Source organism: Citrobacter sp. Cf136 (assembly GCF_030333815.1).
GTDB classification, from domain to species: Bacteria; Pseudomonadota; Gammaproteobacteria; order Enterobacterales; family Enterobacteriaceae; genus Citrobacter; species Citrobacter freundii.
This window is the reverse complement of the sequence record NZ_JAOWFE010000032.1, coordinates 1,030,676-1,050,624: the sequence shown is the minus strand read 5'-3', so window position 1 is coordinate 1,050,624 and position 19,949 is coordinate 1,030,676. Positions and strand designations below refer to the sequence as shown.

The window sequence follows — 19,949 nt, the reverse complement described above, 5'->3', positions numbered from 1 at the left end:
ATAACAAAACCCAGCACTTTGGCTGGGTTTTAATAACGGCTTAATTTTATTTAGATAATTCTTTTTTGATTTCGTCTTTTATTTTACTTAATTCGCTCTGCGGATGTTTCTTACAAAGTTCAACGGTCAGAGGAACTGCAGTCGTAACGGTTTCGTTATAGTCTACGTAATCGCCACCTTTGAAGTCTTCGTCTTCATTGAGCACCCAGAAGGCCACCGGAGCCATAGTTTGTGGGTTCAAATCAATAAACTCCTGACAGTTCATGCCTTTCGGAGTCACTTCAGTTTTAGCGTTATCAGTTGCTGCATTGACGCTGACACTGGTTAACAGCGCTGCGACCAGAATACCTGCTGTAGAAAGGGAGAATTTATTCATTGTAGTACTCCATGTATAATATAAATAATATCTACACTTGCGCTTAACACCGTTAATGTAGCTCGTGAAAAATAATACCCTTATAGTCATAAGAATAAAGATTGGTGTTATTGATATGGCTGAAATTTATATTTTCAATTACTGATTCTTATGTCTTAGGGATAAATGTTGCCCACAATGTGATCGTTCCGACGAAATCAGCAGATTCATACCCCGCTTCCTCTGCCGTTGCACCAAAACTGAACTACGCTGCACAAATGTTGATCATTAGTTAACGAATTTGAGCTGAATTTTAACAAAAACAGCCAGCATGCTGCTGTTACTGACATGGCACGCGTCGTGCATTGTTAATTCGCTAACAGAGATACGGAATCTGACAGACAACTAACAGCGAGAAGGTAATGACAGCCAAACCAGAGTTATTTACCCGCATAGAGCAAACCTTTAGCCAGCTGACGCCCAGCGAAAAGCGCGTGGCTGGGTGGCTGTTAGCCCATGCTGTGCAGATCCCATTTGAAACAGCGGATGGCATCGCTAAAGCGACCGGAACCAGCGGCATTACCGTCGGACGTTATCTGCGTAAACTGGGCTTTCGTAACCTGGAGGATGCAAAAGCCAGTCTGCGTGAGCTGCCTGTAGTTCCTTATCAGCCCTGGGGAATGAATGAACGACTGGATTCCTGGCACCAGCAACAAAGCCTGCCAGATCGGGCGCACCAGTCGCTGTTACTGGAAATCGACGCCATTACCCACGTCTACCAACTTGCTCAGGGTGAGACGTTTCTACGCATTGCACAGCAGTTGGCGCATGCGGAAGCCGTGTACATCCTCGGGATCCAGTCCACCCGCGGGATCGCTAACGCCTTTTTTAGTCACCTGGAATATCTGCGACCGAAAGTCAGCTACTCCGAAGGCCTTTCCGGCAGTTGGGTAGAGTCGTTGAACTCGGGATTCAGCAAGCCTTACGTGGTTATTACCGATATGCGCGCCTACTCCGCTATTTCGCGACAATATTGCCGTGTCGCCACTGAACGCTGCATTCCGCTGGCGCTAATTACCGATGTGTGGTGCCCATGGGCCAGGGATTATTCCATTGATTTGCTTCAGGTAAAAACCGACACCGGACATTTCTGGGACTCACTGGCACCGGTGAGCTGTCTGTTCAACTTATTACTTTCTGCGGTGGTGGCGCAACTGGGTGACGCCCTCGCAGGACGCCTGCAAACTAATCGCCAGTTACAACAACAATTTGGTCAATTCGAACAATAAACAGGAAACGTGCTATGTCAGAACTCCCAGAACTGGTCGATCTGTCGGTGATATTTCCGTCGCTGCATATCGATCTTAAATACGCTACTGCCGACAACATTACCGGCGCACCTATCTACAGGGAAGCGCGTTGCCTGTTGCACACCGAGGCGGTAACCGCGCTGGCAAAAAGCATCAGCATTGCGCAACTGGCGGGCTTGTCGCTGGTGGTGTACGACGCGTATCGCCCCCAGCAGGCGCAGGCGATACTGTGGAATGCCTGTCCCGACCCGCAATATGTTGTCGATGTCGCGATTGGTTCCAATCACAGTCGGGGTACGGCAATTGACGTCACGTTGATGGACGATCGCGGCCATCTCCTTGATATGGGGGCCGGTTTTGATGAAATGCACGACCGTTCCCATGCCTGGCATCCATCTGTTCCTCCGGCAGCGCAGCGTAACCGCCTGCTGCTCAATGCCATTATGTTTGGTGGTGGTTTTGTCGGTATTAACAGCGAATGGTGGCATTTTGAATTACCTGATGCCGCCCGTTACCCGCTGCTTGACGATCAAATTGATTGTTACACTGTCACGTCTATAACAACACAACATCCCCTTTAATTCTGGAGCCTGGTTATGAAGACTACACCTGCGTTAAACGCTTTTTTCCGCCCCGCTCTGATAGCCGTTGCGTTAGCGGTTGCCCTGCCCGCCGCGCAGGCTGCTGTTCCCAAAGATATGTTAGTGATTGGTAAAGCCGCCGATCCGCAGACGCTCGATCCCGCTGTGACCATAGATAACAATGACTGGACGGTCACCTATCCCTCTTACCAGCGGTTGGTTCAGTACAAAACAGATGGTGGTAAAGGTTCCACAGAAGTTGAAGGCGATTTAGCCAGCGGCTGGAAAGCCTCGGACGACCAGAAAGAGTGGACGTTTACCCTGAAAAACGATGCCAAATTCGCCGACGGAACACCGGTGACGGCTGATGCGGTAAAGCAATCCTTCGAACGATTGCTCAAGATTGGTCAGGGACCTGCGGAGGCTTTCCCGAAAGATCTGAAGGTTGAGGCCATTGATAACACCACGGTGAAGTTTACCCTCAGCCAGCCGTTTGCTCCGTTTCTGTATACACTGGCAAATGACGGTGCCTCAATCATTAACCCGGCCATCTTAAAAGAGCATGCCGCAGACGATGCCCGCGGATTCCTGGCACAGAACACGGCAGGCTCTGGTCCCTTCATGCTGAAGAGTTGGCAAAAGGGACAACAACTGGTGCTGGTGCCTAACCCGCATTATGCCGGTACAAAACCGACGTTTAAGCGCGTCTCAGTCAAAATCATTGGTGAAAGCGCCTCCCGTCGCCTGCAACTGTCCCGTGGCGATATCGACATTGCCGATGCGCTTCCTGTTGACCAGCTTGCTGCTTTAAAACAGGAAGGCAAAGTGAACGTGGCGGATTATCCCTCATTGCGCGTGACTTATCTGTATCTCAACAACAGTAAGGCCCCGCTCAATCAGGTGGATTTACGCCGCGCTATCTCGTGGGCCACCGATTATAAAGGCATGGTCAACGGGATCCTAAGCGGCAATGGAAAGCAAATGCGTGGCCCAATCCCCGAAGGCATGTGGGGTTTTGACGATAAGGCCATGCAGTACAGCTTCGATGAAGCCAAAGCCAAAGCAGCGTGGGACAAAGTTGCCACCAAACCTGAAAGCCTGAGCTTCCTGTACTCAGATAATGATCCAAACTGGGAACCTATCGCGCTCGCTACCCAGGCAAGCCTTGGCAAACTGGGCATTAAGGTGAAGCTGGAAAAACTGGCGAATGCCACCATGCGTGACCGTGTGGGTAAAGGGGATTACGACATTGCTATCGGCAACTGGAGTCCGGATTTTGCCGACCCGTACATGTTTATGAACTATTGGTTTGAGTCAGATAAGAAAGGCTTGCCGGGTAACCGTTCGTTCTATGAAAACAGTGAGGTCGATAAGCTGCTACGTAGCGCGCTGGCTACGACCGATCAGGTGGCCAGAACCAATGACTACCAGCAGGCGCAAACCATCGTGATTGATGAAGCGGCCTACGTCTATTTATTCCAGAAAAACTATCAGTTGGCGATGAACAAAGACGTCAAAGGATTTGTATTCAACCCCATGCTGGAACAGGTCTTCAATATCTCCACCATGAGTAAATAAGCCACGTTTACGCGGAGCCGCTCTGGCTCCGCAAGGGGAAGCTAATGACGTTCTGGAGTATTTTACGCCAGCGATGCTGGGGACTTATTCTGGTGGTTATCGGTGTTTGCGTAATCACCTTTATTATTTCACATCTGATACCTGGCGACCCCGCACGGCTGCTGGCGGGCGACCGCGCCAGCGATGAAATTGTCGAAAATATTCGCCAACAGCTGGGGCTGAATCAACCGCTGTATGTCCAGTTTTTTCGCTATGTCAGCGACATTTTTCACGGCGATTTAGGCACCTCCATTCGCACCGGGCGTCCGGTACTGGATGAACTGCGCATTTTCTTCCCCGCTACCCTTGAGCTGGCTTTCTGCTCTTTGTTGCTGGCGCTGGTGATAGGTATCCCGCTGGGTATTTTATCTGCGGTCTGGCGTAACCGCTGGCTTGATCACCTTGTTCGGCTAATGGCAATTACCGGTATCTCCACGCCAGCATTCTGGCTGGGGCTGGGGGTTATCGTGCTGTTTTACGGTCATCTGCAAATTTTACCCGGCGGTGGACGTTTAGACGACTGGCTGGATCCACCTGCTCACGTCACCGGGTTCTACCTGATTGATGCACTGCTGGAAGGCAACGGCGAAGTCTTTTTCAATGCGCTTCAGCACCTGATTTTGCCGTCGCTGACACTGGCTTTTGTACATCTTGGGATCGTTGCCCGCCAGATTCGTTCCGCCATGCTGGAGCAACTGAGTGAAGATTACATTCGTACCGCCCGCGCCAGCGGGTTACCGGGCTGGTACATCGTGCTGTGCTATGCATTGCCTAACGCACTCATCCCATCAATCACCGTCCTCGGCCTGGCGCTGGGCGATCTGCTCTACGGTGCGGTATTGACCGAAACGGTCTTTGCCTGGCCAGGTATGGGCGCTTGGGTAGTGACCTCAATTCAGGCGCTCGATTTCCCGGCGGTAATGGGATTTGCCGTGGTGGTCTCGTTCGCCTATGTGCTGGTCAACCTGGTGGTGGATTTGCTCTATTTGTGGATAGATCCTCGAATTGGACGTGGAGGTGCTGAATGATGCTCACACAAGAAACGCCGACCGCCCCTCAGACAGCACGCCGCCGCACGGACTGGGCCAAACTGTTCTGGATGATGAAAAGTAGCCCGCTGACGCTGGTTGGCGGGGTCATCATCGTATTGATACTGCTGCTGATGGTGCTGTCGCCGTGGATAACGCCACACGATCCTAATGCCATCAATTTGAGTGCGCGCCTGCTGCCCCCGTCAGCCGCTCACTGGTTTGGTACCGATGAAGTTGGCCGCGATCTGTTCAGCCGCGTTCTGGTAGGAAGTCAGCAGTCGGTCGTTGCGGGTCTGGTGGTGGTGGGTATCGCCGGGGGATTGGGATCACTGCTGGGCTGCTTGTCGGGTGTCATGGGCGGGCGCGCCGACGCGATAATTATGCGGATGATGGACATTATGCTGTCCATTCCTTCGCTGGTGCTGACGATGGCGTTGGCCGCCGCGCTGGGCCCCAGCCTGTTTAACGCCATGCTGGCGATTGCCATCGTCCGTATCCCTTTCTATGTGCGCCTCGCCCGCGGTCAGACGTTAGTGGTGCGCCAGTTTAGCTATGTACAGGCTGCCCGGACCTACGGCGCTTCACGCTGGCATCTGATTAGCTGGCACATTTTACGCAATTCTCTGCCGCCACTCATTGTGCAGGCATCGCTGGATATCGGCAGTGCGATCCTGATGGCTGCCACGCTCGGGTTTATCGGTCTGGGTGCGCAGCAACCCAGCGCTGAATGGGGCGCGATGGTCGCAATTGGCCGCAATTATGTGCTTGATCAGTGGTGGTATTGTGCTTTTCCCGGCGCCGCCATTCTGATTACCGCCGTGGGCTTTAATCTCTTTGGCGATGGTATTCGCGATCTGCTTGATCCGAAAGCCGGAGGAAAACAGTCATGACACAACCCGTACTGGAAATCGAAGATTTACATCTGAGTTTCCCCGGCTATAAAGCTGATGTGCATGCGCTGAACCATGTATCACTGCACATCAACCGCGGAGAAATCGTTGGTGTGGTGGGTGAATCCGGTTCCGGTAAGTCCGTGACCGCCATGCTCACCATGCGTCTGCTTCCGGAGGGAAGCTATCGTATTCACCAGGGACGCGTTTCACTGCTGGGTGAAGATGTGCTCAACGCCAGTGAGAAACAAATGCGTCAATGGCGCGGCGCACGCGTCGCGATGATCTTTCAGGAGCCCATGACGGCACTGAATCCGACCCGGCGTATCGGCCAGCAAATGGTGGAGGTGATCCGCCATCACCAGGCGTTAAGCCGCACGGATGCCCGCCAGAAAGCCGTCGCTCTACTCGAAGAGATGCAAATCCCGGACGCGCCGGAGGTTATGAAACGATTTCCGTTTGAGCTTTCCGGCGGGATGCGCCAACGCGTGATGATTGCGCTGGCCTTTTCGTGCGAACCAGAGCTTATTATTGCCGATGAACCGACCACCGCGCTGGACGTCACGGTGCAACTGCAGGTGCTGCGTTTGCTGAAGTTAAAAGCACGGGCCAGCGGAACAGCCGTGTTATTTATCAGCCATGATATGGCGGTGGTTTCACAGTTATGCGACCGGTTGTACGTCATGTATGCCGGGAGCGTGATTGAGAGTGGCCCGACGCAAACCGTTATTCAACGTCCGACGCATCCCTATTCCATCGGCTTGCTGAAATGCGCGCCGGAACACGGCGAACCACGCGAATTGTTACCTGCGATCCCCGGCACCGTACCGAACCTAACCTGCTTACCTGCCGGATGCGCATTTCGTGAGCGCTGCTTTGCCGCTGGTCCTCGTTGTGAAGAAACGCCTGCGTTAAGTAGTCAGGGAGGCGTAGATCAACAATCTGCCTGCTGGTATCCACAACTGGAGACAACACATGTCTGATTTTTTACTGGCGCTGCAGGATGTTCATGTCAACTTTCCTGCGCGTAAAAACTGGCTTGGCAAGGTTACAGAACGGGTGCATGCGCTCAACGGTCTGGATTTACAGATTCGCCAGGGTGAAACGCTGGGGATTGTTGGCGAATCCGGTTGTGGAAAAAGTACGCTGGCGCAACTGCTGATGGGCATGCTGAAACCCAGCCAGGGAAGCTATTCTCACCGTGGTGATAAACAGCATAACGGTATGCAAATGGTCTTTCAGGACCCTCTTTCATCGCTGGATCCTCGCTTACCGGTGTGGCGCACGATCACTGAGCCGGTATGGATCCAAAAACGAAGTCCGGAACGTGAGCGCCGCATGCTTGCTGAAGATTTGGCCCAACAGGTAGGCATCCGCCCGGAATATCTCGACCGTCTGCCGCATGCGTTTTCCGGCGGACAACGCCAGCGTATTGCCATCGCCCGGGCGCTATCGTCAGAGCCGGATGTTATCGTCCTCGATGAGCCCACTTCAGCACTGGATATCTCTGTGCAGGCGCAAATTCTCAATCTTCTGGTGTCACTTCAGGCGCGCAGAAATCTGACCTACGTATTGATATCGCATAACGTGTCGGTGGTCCGCCATATGAGCGACCGTGTGGCGGTGATGTACCTCGGGCAAATTGTTGAGCTGGGCGATGCGCAGCGGGTTCTCACTCAACCTGCCCATCCTTACACGCGATTATTGCTGGACTCTGTCCCTAAAACGGGCGCGCCGCTGGCGGAAGATTTGGTGTTGCGGAAAACAGAACTCCCGGGGAATCGAACCCTGCCACAGGGCTGTTTTTTTCGTGACAGATGTCCGTTAGCGACCCGCGGTTGTGAGAAGAAACAGGCATTACTGAAAAGTGATACCGGATGTGACGTTCGCTGCTGGCGGGCGGTTACATGACCTGAGCCGTAGTGAAAAGTCAGGTGCGATACGCCTTTTTCAGTGAATCCACCAGCACCTCGGAAGCAGTAGATAATTTATGATGTGCCGAACGCAAAACCCCGATCCGACGCTGGATCACTGGAGTATCCAGATCGATACAGGTTGCGCCTAACTCTGTCATTTGCGTGCGGCATAGTGCAGGTACGGCGCTACCGCCCAGACCGTTAGCCACCAGACGGCCAACGGTTACTAATTGATGGCTCTCCAGCGCTACTTCCAGCGTATGTCCGCTTTGCACCAGTTGTTCTTCCAGCATCAGCCGCACGGCTGACGGACGTTGCAAGGTGATGAAATCCAGCGTCAGCAGTTCGCGCCATGCAATACGATCCCTGTCTGCCAGCCGACAGGTTGGCGGCACAATCGCGATAAAACGATCCACGCCGAGCGGCGTGAAATGCAGATGTCCCGAATAGTCCGGCTCGAAGGCTATGCCCATCTCGACCCGCCCTTCACTGACCATTTCAATCACGTGTTCATTGATCACATCATGAACCGTTACGTTGATACCAGAATAAGAATCACGAAACGTTTTCAGTACCGATGGCAGGACGTTAGCGGCAAATGAGGGCATGGCGGCGATCGAGATTTTACCGCGCTGTAGCGTAAAGCGTTGGCGCATGGCTTCTTCCGTATTCTCCCAGTCCGCCAGCAGCTGTCTCCCCATATTCAGCAGCGTTTCTCCCTCCTGCGTCAGAGTCACTTTGCGGGTGGTTCTCAACAGTAACGCCCCGCCCAGCGAATCTTCCAGTCCTTTAATCGCCAGGCTTAATGCGGGTTGCGACATGTTCAGTCTTTCACTGGCATGAGCAAAATTCAGAGTGTGAGCTACCGCTAAAAACGCGCGTAACTGTTTGATGCTCATTCCCATTTCGCATTCCTTTAACTTGTTGAATACCTTTAATTAACATTAAATTGATAAAAAAACCCAATGAGTGAGTCACAAATTTAAAATTAACAAATCATTTTTCACCCCCAATGATGTCGGCAAGGACAACTGGGGAGGCAAGTGTATGGCTGGACTGGATAAACGTGTTGCCACTTATCAAGAGGCGCTGGAAGGACTGACCGACAACATGACGCTGCTGGCGGGCGGTTTTGGTTTATGTGGGATCCCTGAAAACCTGATTACCGAAGTACGCCGTCGAGAAGTACAGGGACTTACCGTTGTATCAAACAACTGTGGCGTGGATGGCTTTGGCCTTGGCGTACTGCTGGAAACGCGCCAGGTGCGCAAAGTGGTCGCGTCCTATGTAGGGGAAAACGCCCTGTTTGAGAAGCAGGTGCTTAGCGGCGAACTGGAAGCCATCCTGACGCCACAGGGTACGCTGGCAGAGCAGTTGCGCGCGGGCGGCGCGGGGATCCCGGCATTTTTTACCGCGACTGGATATGGAACCCCCGTAGCGGAAGGGAAAGAGGTTCGCGAGTTTGCCGGACGCCCTTACATCCTTGAACAGGCGATAACCGGTGATTTTGCATTGGTTAAAGGCTGGAAAGCCGACTGGTACGGCAACGTCATCTATCGCCACACCGCACAGAACTTTAATCCGCTGATGGCCGCCGCCGGGCGCATTACCGTCGTGGAAGTCGAAGAGATTGTCCCTCCCGGAGAACTGGACCCTGCAGCGATTCACACTCCCGGAATTTTCGTTAACCGCATTATTCAGGGGCAGTTTGAAAAACGTATTGAACAACGCACCCTGCGCCAGAAAGGAGCCTGACCATGTTAACGCGTGAACAAATGGCGATGCGCGTCGCCCGCGAGCTGCGCGACGGTTATTACGTCAACCTTGGAATCGGCATTCCCACTCTGGTGGCAAATTATATCCCTGATGGCATGGACGTGATGCTGCAATCAGAGAATGGTTTGCTGGGTATGGGGCCGTTTCCCACAGAAGACGAAATTGATGCCGACATGATTAACGCCGGGAAACAGACCGTGACGGCGCGCAAAGGCGCGGCGATTTTCGACTCTGCGCAATCCTTCGCCATGATTCGCGGCGGCCACGTTGATCTGACGGTGCTCGGTGCGTTTGAAGTAGATGTTAACGGCAATATCGCCTCATGGATGATCCCCGGGAAAATGGTGAAAGGCATGGGCGGCGCGATGGACCTGGTTGCCGGAGCCGACAACATCATCGTGGTAATGACCCATGCTTCCAAAAGCGGTGAGTCCAAACTGCTTCCCGCCTGCACCCTGCCGTTGACCGGCGTGGCCTGCATCAAACGCGTGCTTACCGACCTGGCTCTGCTGGAAATTGCCGACGGGGCGTTCATTCTGCGTGAACGCGCCCCGGGTATCAGTGTGGATGAAATCGTCGCCAGAACCGCCGGCAAGCTGATCGTGCCCGAAACTGTCCCCGAAATGCAATTTAACTGAGGAGCTGACCATGCAGGATGTTGTAATTGTCGCGGCAACGCGCACCCCGATTGGCAGTTTTCATGGTGCGCTGGCACCACTTTCCGCTGTGGAGTTAGGTACAGCGGTTGTCCGTTCGCTGCTGGAAAAAACGGCTGTGGCGCCTGAACAAATTGATGAAGTGATTTTAGGTCAGGTGCTCACGACAGGCTGCGGCCAGAATCCGGCCAGACAAACGGCGTTACGCGCAGGACTGCCGTCAACCACACCGGCGTTAACCATTAATCTGGTGTGCGGTTCTGGCCTGAAGGCGGTGCATCAGGCGGTACAGGCAATTCGCTGTGGCGATGCGCAAATCGTGATTGCCGGAGGCCAGGAGAGCATGAGCAATGCGCCCTATTTTCTCGACGGCGCGCGGGCCGGTCTGCGGTTGGGTCATACCAGTATGAAAGACAGCGTGGTGCATGACGGCTTGTGGGATGCGTTCAACGACTATCACATGGGTATTACTGCCGAAAATCTGGCGGATAAGTTCGTAATCAGTCGTGAGCAGCAGGACGCTTTTGCCCTGCGCTCCCAGCAAAAAGCCGCCGCTGCCATTGAAGCGGGTCGTTTTAGCGCGGAAATCACGCCGGTTAGCGTCCCACAAGGCAAAAAGCCGCCACGTGTGGTGGACCGTGACGAACAGCCTCGCCCGGATACTCAGGCCGACAAGCTGGCGCAACTTAAACCAGCATTTCGGCCAGGAAACGGCACGGTGACCGCCGGAAATGCATCATCCATCAATGATGGTGCCGCCGCGGTGATGTTGATGAGCGCCGGCAAAGCCGCAGAACTCAATTTGCCAGTGCTTGCCCGGGTAACAGGCTACGCGGTTTCTGGTGTCGATCCCGCCATTATGGGCATTGGGCCGGTAGAAGCGTCACTCCAGTGCCTGAAGCGAGCGGGCTGGACGTTGAATGATGTCGATCTCATTGAGGCCAACGAAGCCTTTGCCGCACAAGCGCTGGCGGTTGGCGAATCCCTGAACTGGGACAGCGACCGGGTGAACGTAAATGGCGGCGCGATTGCACTGGGCCATCCCATCGGCGCATCTGGTTGCCGAATCTTGGTGACACTGCTGCACGAAATGGCCCGCAGTAACGCGACCAGAGGGCTGGCTACGCTGTGCGTAGGCGGCGGTCAGGGCGTAGCGCTGGCGGTAGAGCGTTTGCAGGAGGTCTCTCATGCAAAGTAAGCCTGTCTGCGTTCTGGGGGCGGGGTTAATGGGGGTCGGTATTGCCACCCACTTCGCCCGTTATGGTCACGATGTCTGGCTGTATGACACCGATAGCAGCCGAATTGCAGAAATTAGCGCCGTTGCCAGCGGTATTCTGGATGAGCTGATTACCGCCGAACAGTTTGCCGTAGACGAAAAAGACCAGGTTGTGAGTCGTCTGCACGGTACGACTTCGCTACCGGAGATTGCTGCGTGCGGGTTACTGATTGAAGCGATCCCGGAGCGGCTCGAGCTCAAGCACGCGTTGTATGCGCAACTGGAAGATCTGATCGCGCCTGAGGCCGTCATTGCCAGTAATACCAGCGGCCTGCCGCCGGATGCGCTGGCAGAAAAGCTCGTCCATCCTGAGCGGCTGCTCATCGCCCATTTCTGGCACCCGCCACATTTTATTCCGCTGGTCGAAATTGTCCCCGGCACCGCCACCAAAGCGGAATACCTGCGTGAGCTGCAACAGTGGCTGCTCTCGATGCAACTGGAAGCCGTCGTGCTCGATCGCGCCGCACCAGGGTTTGTCGGCAATCGACTGCAGTTTGCTTTGCTTCGTGAAGCGCTTCATATCGTTAAAAGCGGCATCGCCAGCGCAGAGGTGGTGGATCAGGTCATGCGTGCCTCGCTCGGACGTCGCTATGCGATGGTTGGTCCGCTGGAAGCGGCAGATATGACCGGACTCTCTACGGTGCAGGATATTTGTCGGCATCTGCTCCCGGAACTGGCAACCGGCAGCGAGATGATGTCGTTGGTCGCTGACAAGGTAGCCAACGGTGATACCGGTTTACGCAGCGGTCAGGGATTTTATCGCTGGGATGATTCGCGCAAGGAGTACATCCAGCAACGCAGAGAGAATCAACTGCGTTTTGCCCTGAAACCATAACGTCTCTTTCTGTACCCCAATATAATAATAAGGAGTCATGATGAGTGTATTAATCGCCCTGGCAGCGCTGGGCCTGCTGATGCTTGCAGCCTATCGCGGATACAGCGTCATTCTGTTTGCCCCCATCGCGGCATTAGGTGCTGTATTACTCACTGAACCCAGCGCCGTCGGCCCTGCTTTCACCGGCCTGTTTATGGAAAAAATGGTCGGTTTTGTGAAGCTTTACTTCCCGGTGTTCTTGCTGGGTGCAGTGTTTGGCAAGTTAATCGAGTTATCTGGATTTTCACGTTCCATTGTTGCCGCCGCTATCAACATCCTTGGTCGTCGTCACGCCATCCCGGTGATCGTGCTGGTGTGCGCGCTGTTAACCTACGGCGGGGTTTCACTGTTCGTCGTGGCGTTTGCGGTGTATCCATTTGCGGCGGAGCTGTTCCGCCAGAGTAATATTCCTAAGCGCCTGATCCCGGCCACCGTTGCGCTGGGCGCATTCTCTTTCACTATGGATGCTCTGCCAGGCACGCCGCAGATCCAGAACATTATTCCGACCAGCTTCTTTGGGACTAACGCCTGGGCTGCGCCGTGGCTGGGGCTGATAGGCTCGCTGTTTATTATTTTCGTCGGTCTGGTTTATCTCGAACGTCAGCGTCGTAAAGCGCAGGCAAAGAATGAAGGCTATGGCACTGAACTGTTAAACGAGCCGGAAACGCCGGATAACATTAATCTGCCGAACCCGATCATCGCGATCTCTCCGCTGATCCTGGTTGGGGTATTTAACCTGCTGTTTACCCGCTGGATCCCACAGTGGTACGGCGCCACGCATCAACTTGAACTTCCGGGTCTTGCCAAACCGATTACCACCGAAGTCGGTAAAATCACCGCTATCTGGGCAGTGGAAGCGGCGCTGATTTCTGGGATTCTGCTGGTGGTGCTCTTTGGCTACCGCAACATTAAAGGTCGCCTGGCTGAAGGCAGCAGAACGGCAGTTGGCGGCGCGATCCTCGCGGCGATGAACACCGCGTCAGAGTACGGTTTTGGCGCAGTGATCGCCGCCCTGCCGGGCTTCCTCGTGCTGTCAAAAGCGCTGGCGGCTATTCCTGACCCGCTGCTCAATGAGGCTATCAGCATTACCACGCTTGCCGGGATCACCGGTTCGGCGTCTGGCGGGATGAGTATTGCGCTTGCCGCCATGTCTGACACTTTCATCGCTGCCGCACATGCCGCCAATATCCCACTTGAAGTCTTCCACCGCGTGGCATCTATGGCCAGCGGCGGTATGGACACCCTACCGCATAACGGCGCGGTCATTACCTTATTGGCTATCACCGGCCTTAGTCATCGTCAGGCGTATGGCGGAATTTTCGCTATTACCATCATTAAAAGTCTGGCCGTACTGTTTGTCATCGGCGTCTTCTACACCACCGGAATTGTTTAAGGAGAATCATCATGAACTTAACGGGAAAAACCGCCCTGGTTACCGGCTCGACCAGCGGTATCGGATTAGGTATCGCACAGGTGCTGGCGCAAGCTGGCGCCACCCTGATCCTCAACGGGTTTGGTGATGTTGATGCCGCCAAAGACGCTGTTGCGCAGTATGGCAAAACGCCAGGCTATCATGGCGCGGATCTGAGCGATGAAGCGCAAATTGCCGACATGATGCGCTATGCAGAGAGCGAATTCGGCGGTGTGGATATTCTTATCAATAACGCCGGGATCCAGCATGTTTCACCGATAGAAACCTTCCCGGTTGATAAATGGAACGCGATTATCGCGATTAACCTCTCCTCCGTTTTTCACACCACGCGTCTGGCGCTTCCCGGTATGCGCGCGCGAAACTGGGGGCGCATCATTAATATCGCTTCTGTTCACGGCCTGGTGGCTTCAAAAGAGAAATCTGCCTACGTAGCAGCGAAGCACGGTGTGGTGGGATTAACCAAGACCATCGCGCTGGAAACCGCGCAGACGGAAATCACCTGCAATGCGCTGTGTCCCGGCTGGGTGCTAACGCCGCTGGTCCAGCAGCAGATCGATAAGCGTATTGCCGAAGGCGCAGAGCCTGAGGCAGCCCGTGACGCCCTGCTGGCTGAAAAGCAGCCGTCGCGCGAATTCGTTACCCCAGAGCAGTTAGGGAATCTCGCGTTATTCTTATGTTCAGACGGTGCGGCGCAAGTGCGTGGCGTAGCGTGGAATATGGATGGCGGTTGGGTAGCGCAATAACATCATCAGGTGCCGGATAAGACATCGTCGCATCCGGCACGACTTTATTAAGACTTCAGTTTGTAATCCAGCGTTATTTCCGCTTTCAGAACCTGAGATACCGGGCATCCGGCTTTTGCTTTCTGGATGATGCCGTCAAACGTGGCGGCGTCTATCCCCGGCACGCTCACTTGGCTATGCAACGCGACTTTAGTGATCGCAAACCCGGCATCTACCTTATCCAGAGAAACATCGGCAGTGGTATCAATGGCATCTGGGGTAAACCCTGCTTCACCCAGCATCAGTGAAAGCGCCATCGAAAAGCAGGCTGCATGGGCCGCGCCAATCAACTCTTCAGGATTGGTGCCTTTCTCACCTTCAAATCGTGTATTAAACCCATACGGTTGCTGATTCAACACGCCACTTTCGGTCGACACAGTGCCTTTGCCGCGCTTAATGTCGCCTTCCCAGTGTGCCTGACCTTTCTTATGGATAGTCATTATCGCTCTCCTGTGTTGTCGTCGGAGTTACTAGTATAGGACGCCCGGGAAAAAGCATGTTACATACGGGATAGTTCTCATTTGCCGCTTAAGCATTGACCTTTCAGATAAAATGACCGACCATCCAGAAAGCCGTTATGTTGAACATCGGCTTTATATCAGGTTGTATTTCGTCCGTTCTCATACGGGCTCGCCCTTGAAACCAGTAACAGGATTAAGGAGTTAGAATGAAATCGAACCGTCAGGCCCGTCATATTCTCGGACTGGACCACAAAATCTCAAATCAACGTAAAATCGTGACCGAAGGTGACAAAACCAACGTGGTCAACAATCCTACTGGAAGAAAGCGCCGCGCTGACGGCAAGTAGCCTTTCGCACGTCTGACTGAGTAACGAGATAAACACCATTGCAACCGCAGTGGTGTTTTTGCTTATAAAACCCCTTAACCCATTCACAATGCTTTATACTTCGCCCGTTTCCCTGGCGGACAGGCCACATACGATCATAAAGAGCGCCAGGGACGGTTATTCAAAAAAGAGTGAGTGACATGGAAAACGAAACTAAAAAACTGCGTTCCCTTTACATCCCTTACGCTGGCCCGGTACTGCTGGAATTCCCTTTACTGAATAAAGGGAGCGCCTTCAGTGTGGAAGAACGCCGTAACTTCAACCTGCTGGGGTTACTGCCGGAAGTCGTCGAAACGATTGAAGAACAGGCTGAACGCGCCTGGATCCAATATCAGGGCTTCAAAACCGAAATCGACAAACATATTTACCTGCGCAACATCCAGGACACCAACGAAACCCTGTTTTACCGACTGGTGCATAATCACCTGGATGAGATGATGCCAGTTATCTATACCCCAACGGTCGGCGCAGCCTGTGAGCGTTTCTCTGAGATTTATCGTCGTGCGCGCGGCGTGTTTATCTCTTATCAGAACCGCCACAATATGGACGATATCCTGCAAAACGTCCCTAACCACAATATCAAGGTCATCGTTGTCACCGATGGCGAACGTATTTTAGGTCTTGGCGATCAGGGGATCGGCGGGATGGGCATTCCAATCGGTAAACTGTCGCTGTATACCGCATGTGGCGGAATTAGCCCGGCCTATACACTTCCGGTGGTACTGGACGTGGGGACCAACAACCAGCAACTGCTGAACGATCCGCTGTATATGGGCTGGCGCAATCCGCGTATCACTGATGATGAATACTACGAATTCGTTGATGAATTCATCCAGGCCGTGAAGCATCGCTGGCCGGACGTGCTGTTGCAGTTTGAAGATTTCGCCCAGAAAAACGCTATGCCACTGCTGACCCGTTATCGCGATGAAATTTGCTCATTTAACGACGATATTCAGGGCACCGCGGCGGTTACCGTCGGTACGCTGATTGCGGCTAGCCGCGCGGCCGGAAGCCAGCTGAGCGAACAAAACATCGTCTTCCTCGGCGCGGGTTCCGCCGGATGCGGGATCGCCGAGCAGATCATTGCACAAATCCAGCGAGAAGGTTTAAGCGAAGAAGCGGCGCGTCAACGCGTATTCATGGTCGATCGCTTCGGCCTCTTAACCGACAAAATGCCGAACCTGCTCTCCTTCCAGACCAAACTGGTGCAAAAACGCGAAAATCTGCAGCACTGGGATACACAAGAAGATGTCCTGTCGTTGCTCGATGTGGTCCGCAACGTTAAACCTGACATCCTGATCGGGGTTTCCGGACAGGTTGGTCTGTTTACCGAAGAGATCATCCGCGAAATGCACAAGCATTGTCCGCGTCCGATCGTCATGCCGCTGTCTAACCCGACTTCTCGTGTAGAAGCCACGCCGCAGGATATTATCGCCTGGACCGAAGGCAACGCGCTGGTTGCGACCGGTAGCCCGTTTGCACCGGTAGTGTGGAAAGAGAAAACTTACCCGATCGCCCAGTGTAATAACGCGTACATCTTCCCGGGTATTGGCCTTGGCGTGATTGCTTCTGGCGCATCGCGCATCACTGATGAAATGCTGATGTCGGCCAGTGAAACGCTGGCACAGTATTCACCGCTGGTGCTCAACGGTGAAGGACTGGTGCTACCGGAACTGAAAGATATTCAGACGGTTTCTCGTGCCATTGCCTTTGCCGTCGGTAAAATGGCCCAGCAGCAAGGTGTGGCGGTGAAAACCTCCGCCGAAGCGCTGCAACAGGCTATTGACGATAATTTCTGGCAGGCGGAATATCGCGATTACCGTCGTACTTCTATCTGACGGTTTGCCCGGCGGCACATTGCTGCCGGGCGTGCAAAGTTTGCGCGAAAGTGTAATTTGCGATTACACTTTCGCTACCGATCAACATTCTGAAAAACAAAAGGAGGATACTTATGCTGTACTGTGAACGTTTTATCGTTTCACATGCTTTTGGCGATCGCCAGTGCTCAAGCGTTATCGGTATCGTGCTGCGATAACTTCTGCTTGAGCGAAGCTAACTTCTAAATCCCCTTCTCTCGGGCTTACCGGGTTATCGTCAGCGATGTTTGACGAGGCGTTTTCACGCCTGTAACTCTTGAGTAAGCAACAATGAGCACATTACTAACCGCACAATCCTTACACGTTGATACGGCATTCGGCACGCTATTCGACGATCTTTCCTTTACCCTGAAAAAAGGCGACCGCATCGGGCTTATCGGTTACAACGGCTGCGGAAAAAGCACGTTGTTAAAACTGCTCGATGGCACGATTTCGCCCACCAGTGGAGCAATCGCGCAAGCGAATCACTGCCATCTCGCGCGTGTAGAACAACATCTACCTGACGATATACTGCCTCTTACGCTGCAGGAAGCCGTTCTCGCTCAAGTTCCTGAGCATGAGCGTGCGGCTCAACAATGGCGGGTTGAAGCGCTGCTTGCCGAAATGGGTTTCACGCCAGAGAATTTATCTCTGACAGCGCAAACGTTGAGCGGTGGCCAGCACACACGCTTGCTATTAGCGCGGGCGCTGATGCGTAATCCTGACCTGCTGCTGCTGGATGAACCGGGTAACCATCTGGATTTGCCAACATTACTGTGGCTGGAGCAGTTCTTACAGAACTGGTCTGGCAGTTTTGTGGTGGTTTCCCACGACACGCAGCTGCTGGACGCGGTGACTCACGGAACCTGGATCTTGCGCGATCGCACCCTGCATGCCTTCGATCTACCCTGTAGCGCGGCGCGTCAGGCGCTGGCAGAAAGAGATGTCAGCGATGCTCTGCGCCACAAGGCTGAGCAAAAAGAGATAGACCGGGTGACTGCCAGCGCCAAACGGCTGGCAACCTGGGGGCGGGTCTACGACAACGAAGATCTCTCCCGCAAGGCCAAGCAGATGGAAAAACAGGTACAGCGCCTGAAAGAGGTGCAAACAGAAGTGACGTCAGGAAGTCAGTGGACACTAACATTGCAGGGTGATGCCCTGCGTGCAGATCGTTTGCTGGAGATGACTAATCTGTCTGTAGCCCCTGCTCCCAACGCAGATACACTGTTTTCCATTGCCGGTATCCGGTTAAAAAGCGGCGATCGCGTGGCGATTGTCGGGCGTAATGGTTGCGGGAAATCATCGCTGTTAAGGCTTATCTGGGAACAATTTCAGTCACCGCTGGCATCGACTTCACTGGTGTTGCACCCGCGCGTTACGCTGGGCTATTACGATCAGACACTGCATCAGCTTGCCGATAACGATTCATTGTTTGACGCGCTGGAAGCGTTTGCCCCGCAGCCAGAGATTCGCAAGATGGCGCTGATTAGCGCGGGTTTTCCGTGGATTCGTCATACGCAGAGGGTCAGTACATTAAGCGGTGGTGAGCGCTCCCGGCTGCTGTTTGTGGGGCTGACGCTTGCGCGCTACAGTCTGCTGATGCTCGATGAACCGACCAACCATCTGGATATGGAAGGTAAAGAGGCGCTGGCAGAAACGCTACAAAGCTATAACGGCGGCGTGTTGCTGGTCAGTCACGACCGGCAGCTTATCAGCCAAAGCTGTAACCGGTTCTGGTTAATCGACAATGGCGAACTCAGTGAATGGCACGATCTGGAGGCGGTCAATGCGCGTATTAGGGAAACGTCCGCGGAGATAACCGTTCCCAAAACGGTGGTCGAAGCGAAAGTTGAAATAAGCTGTGACAGCGATGGATTGCTGGAACAACTCCTCGATCTGGAACAGCGTCTGGCCGACGATCTCGCCCGCAAGCCGAAACATCAAAAACCGCTGTTACAGGCGCAATGGCGTAAAGAGATTGAGCGTCTGAACTCACAACTGAAGTAATCTTTATTGCCGGATGGCGCAAGCTTATCCGGCCTACACCAGCAAAATGCGCGTGTAGGCCTGCCATCCGGCATACCATTTATTGCTGCGGTTTTTTCTCTTTCCAGGCATCCCAGGCCTGTTTGATCTCTTGCTTTGCCGTAGCGGCGTCGTTGAAACCGTTTAATTCGACCTTCTTGCGCCCTTCCGGCAGATCTTTGTACACGCGGAAGAAAGATTCCAGACGTTGAACTTCAATCTTGGGCAGATCGCTCAATTCTTTGATGTTGTCATAAGTGGGGTCAATTTTACTGGCCGGCACGGCGACAATTTTGTCGTCCTTTTCACCGCCGTCGATCATCTTCAGGACGCCTATTGCGCGCAGCTTAATCAACGTCCCCGGGGCCAGCGGCGCACGAGTATAAAAGATAACATCCAGCGGGTCGCCGTCACCGGCTAAAGACTGGGTTAGTGAACCGTAGTTGGCGGGATAGGCAACCGGCATTGACTGGAAGCGATCGGCAACGATAAACCCGGTTTTGGCGTCGGTTTCATATTTAATCATTCCACCTGCCGGGATTTCGGTTACGGCATAAAACTCTTCCGGGTTATTCTCCGGCTGAGGAAATTCGAGGATGTTCTGCGCCTGAGCTGAAGCACAAAGAAACACGCTGATTGCGAGTAGTTTTTTCACCAGATGCATTGTCTTTTAACTCTTCTATTATTGGAAAGACAACACCTTACGTTCAGCAGATGACAGAAAC

19 protein-coding genes and 1 pseudogene are annotated in these 19,949 nt (G+C 53.6%); 16 read left to right on the top strand and 4 right to left on the bottom strand.

Annotated elements, in window-relative coordinates; translation table 11 throughout:
* Positions 1 to 46 precede the first annotated feature (46 nt).
* Positions 47 to 376 (bottom strand): acid-activated periplasmic chaperone HdeB, encoded by a 330-nt coding sequence (gene hdeB, locus OGV98_RS09425; RefSeq protein WP_003019999.1) that lies wholly within the window; start codon positions 374 to 376, stop codon positions 47 to 49.
* Between the two features lie 401 nt (positions 377 to 777).
* Between hdeB and OGV98_RS09420 the strand changes: the two genes are divergently transcribed.
* The 7 genes from OGV98_RS09420 to OGV98_RS09390 are packed head-to-tail and all read left to right on the top strand — an operon-like array spanning position 778 to position 7,695.
* The gene (locus tag OGV98_RS09420) at positions 778 to 1,644 is read left to right on the top strand and encodes a MurR/RpiR family transcriptional regulator (RefSeq protein WP_003843679.1); all 867 of its coding nucleotides are present in this window, start codon (positions 778 to 780) and stop codon (positions 1,642 to 1,644) included.
* Between the two features lie 14 nt (positions 1,645 to 1,658).
* Positions 1,659 to 2,246 (top strand): D-alanyl-D-alanine dipeptidase, encoded by a 588-nt coding sequence (gene ddpX / locus OGV98_RS09415; protein WP_003020004.1) that lies wholly within the window; start codon positions 1,659 to 1,661, stop codon positions 2,244 to 2,246.
* 15 nt (positions 2,247 to 2,261) lie between these two features.
* The gene (locus OGV98_RS09410; protein ID WP_003843680.1) at positions 2,262 to 3,824 is read left to right on the top strand and encodes an ABC transporter substrate-binding protein; all 1,563 of its coding nucleotides are present in this window, start codon (positions 2,262 to 2,264) and stop codon (positions 3,822 to 3,824) included.
* A gap of 44 nt (positions 3,825 to 3,868) precedes the next feature.
* Entirely contained in the window at positions 3,869 to 4,891 is a 1,023-nt protein-coding gene (locus tag OGV98_RS09405; protein ID WP_032935738.1) for an ABC transporter permease, read from the top strand.
* Positions 4,888 to 5,784, top strand: a complete 897-nt coding sequence (gene ddpC, locus OGV98_RS09400; protein WP_003020010.1) for a D,D-dipeptide ABC transporter permease — start codon at positions 4,888 to 4,890, stop codon at positions 5,782 to 5,784. Before OGV98_RS09405 ends, ddpC begins: the two co-directional genes overlap by 4 nt.
* Positions 5,781 to 6,767, top strand: coding sequence for an ABC transporter ATP-binding protein (locus OGV98_RS09395; RefSeq protein ID WP_202581312.1), 987 nt, complete (start codon positions 5,781 to 5,783; stop codon positions 6,765 to 6,767). Before ddpC ends, OGV98_RS09395 begins: the two co-directional genes overlap by 4 nt.
* The gene (locus OGV98_RS09390) at positions 6,760 to 7,695 is read left to right on the top strand and encodes an ABC transporter ATP-binding protein (protein WP_202581311.1); all 936 of its coding nucleotides are present in this window, start codon (positions 6,760 to 6,762) and stop codon (positions 7,693 to 7,695) included. The genes OGV98_RS09395 and OGV98_RS09390 overlap by 8 nt, the downstream gene beginning before the upstream one ends.
* Positions 7,696 to 7,714: 19 nt before the next feature.
* On the opposite strand, the gene OGV98_RS09385 is transcribed toward OGV98_RS09390, so the two are convergent.
* Positions 7,715 to 8,605 carry a LysR family transcriptional regulator gene (locus tag OGV98_RS09385; RefSeq protein WP_003020016.1) on the bottom strand — a complete coding sequence of 297 codons (891 nt, stop codon included), beginning with the start codon at positions 8,603 to 8,605 and terminating at the stop codon, positions 7,715 to 7,717.
* Between the two features lie 142 nt (positions 8,606 to 8,747).
* Between OGV98_RS09385 and OGV98_RS09380 the strand changes: the two genes are divergently transcribed.
* Genes OGV98_RS09380 through OGV98_RS09355 form a run of 6 tightly spaced genes read left to right on the top strand, consistent with a single transcriptional unit; the run spans position 8,748 to position 14,457 of the window.
* Positions 8,748 to 9,455, top strand: coding sequence for a CoA transferase subunit A (locus OGV98_RS09380; RefSeq protein WP_003020020.1), 708 nt, complete (start codon positions 8,748 to 8,750; stop codon positions 9,453 to 9,455).
* Between the two features lie 2 nt (positions 9,456 to 9,457).
* Positions 9,458 to 10,114 carry a CoA transferase subunit B gene (locus tag OGV98_RS09375; protein ID WP_003020022.1) on the top strand — a complete coding sequence of 219 codons (657 nt, stop codon included), beginning with the start codon at positions 9,458 to 9,460 and terminating at the stop codon, positions 10,112 to 10,114.
* A 10-nt stretch (positions 10,115 to 10,124) separates the two neighbouring features.
* Entirely contained in the window at positions 10,125 to 11,330 is a 1,206-nt protein-coding gene (locus tag OGV98_RS09370; RefSeq protein ID WP_210943621.1) for an acetyl-CoA C-acetyltransferase, read from the top strand.
* A complete protein-coding gene (locus tag OGV98_RS09365) occupies positions 11,320 to 12,243 on the top strand; it encodes a 3-hydroxyacyl-CoA dehydrogenase family protein (protein WP_202581309.1) in 924 nt (307 codons plus the stop codon). The genes OGV98_RS09370 and OGV98_RS09365 overlap by 11 nt, the downstream gene beginning before the upstream one ends.
* A 37-nt stretch (positions 12,244 to 12,280) precedes the next feature.
* Positions 12,281 to 13,675: a GntP family permease gene (locus OGV98_RS09360; RefSeq protein WP_196491835.1), complete on the top strand. Its 1,395-nt coding sequence runs from the start codon at positions 12,281 to 12,283 to the stop codon at positions 13,673 to 13,675.
* 11 nt (positions 13,676 to 13,686) lie between these two features.
* Complete coding sequence (locus OGV98_RS09355; RefSeq protein WP_003843689.1) at positions 13,687 to 14,457, top strand: 3-hydroxybutyrate dehydrogenase; 771 nt, start codon at positions 13,687 to 13,689, stop codon at positions 14,455 to 14,457.
* A 47-nt stretch (positions 14,458 to 14,504) separates the two neighbouring features.
* On the opposite strand, the gene osmC is transcribed toward OGV98_RS09355, so the two are convergent.
* Positions 14,505 to 14,936 (bottom strand): peroxiredoxin OsmC, encoded by a 432-nt coding sequence (osmC, locus tag OGV98_RS09350; RefSeq protein ID WP_003020036.1) that lies wholly within the window; start codon positions 14,934 to 14,936, stop codon positions 14,505 to 14,507.
* A 227-nt stretch (positions 14,937 to 15,163) separates the two neighbouring features.
* On the opposite strand from osmC, the gene sra reads away from it, so the two are divergent.
* The 3 genes from sra (at position 15,164) to OGV98_RS09335 (ending at position 19,206) form a co-directional block, all read left to right on the top strand.
* A complete protein-coding gene (gene sra / locus OGV98_RS09345) occupies positions 15,164 to 15,304 on the top strand; it encodes a stationary-phase-induced ribosome-associated protein (protein ID WP_003020039.1) in 141 nt (46 codons plus the stop codon).
* A gap of 179 nt (positions 15,305 to 15,483) precedes the next feature.
* The gene (gene maeA, locus OGV98_RS09340) at positions 15,484 to 17,181 is read left to right on the top strand and encodes a malate dehydrogenase (protein ID WP_003836239.1); all 1,698 of its coding nucleotides are present in this window, start codon (positions 15,484 to 15,486) and stop codon (positions 17,179 to 17,181) included.
* A gap of 309 nt (positions 17,182 to 17,490) precedes the next feature.
* Positions 17,491 to 19,206 carry an ABC-F family ATP-binding cassette domain-containing protein gene (locus OGV98_RS09335; RefSeq protein WP_202581308.1) on the top strand — a complete coding sequence of 572 codons (1,716 nt, stop codon included), beginning with the start codon at positions 17,491 to 17,493 and terminating at the stop codon, positions 19,204 to 19,206.
* 81 nt (positions 19,207 to 19,287) lie between these two features.
* On the opposite strand, the pseudogene OGV98_RS09330 reads toward OGV98_RS09335, so the two are convergent.
* Positions 19,288 to 19,888 (bottom strand): annotated as a pseudogene (locus tag OGV98_RS09330) (inorganic diphosphatase); the annotation flags it as partial.
* Positions 19,889 to 19,949 lie beyond the last annotated feature (61 nt).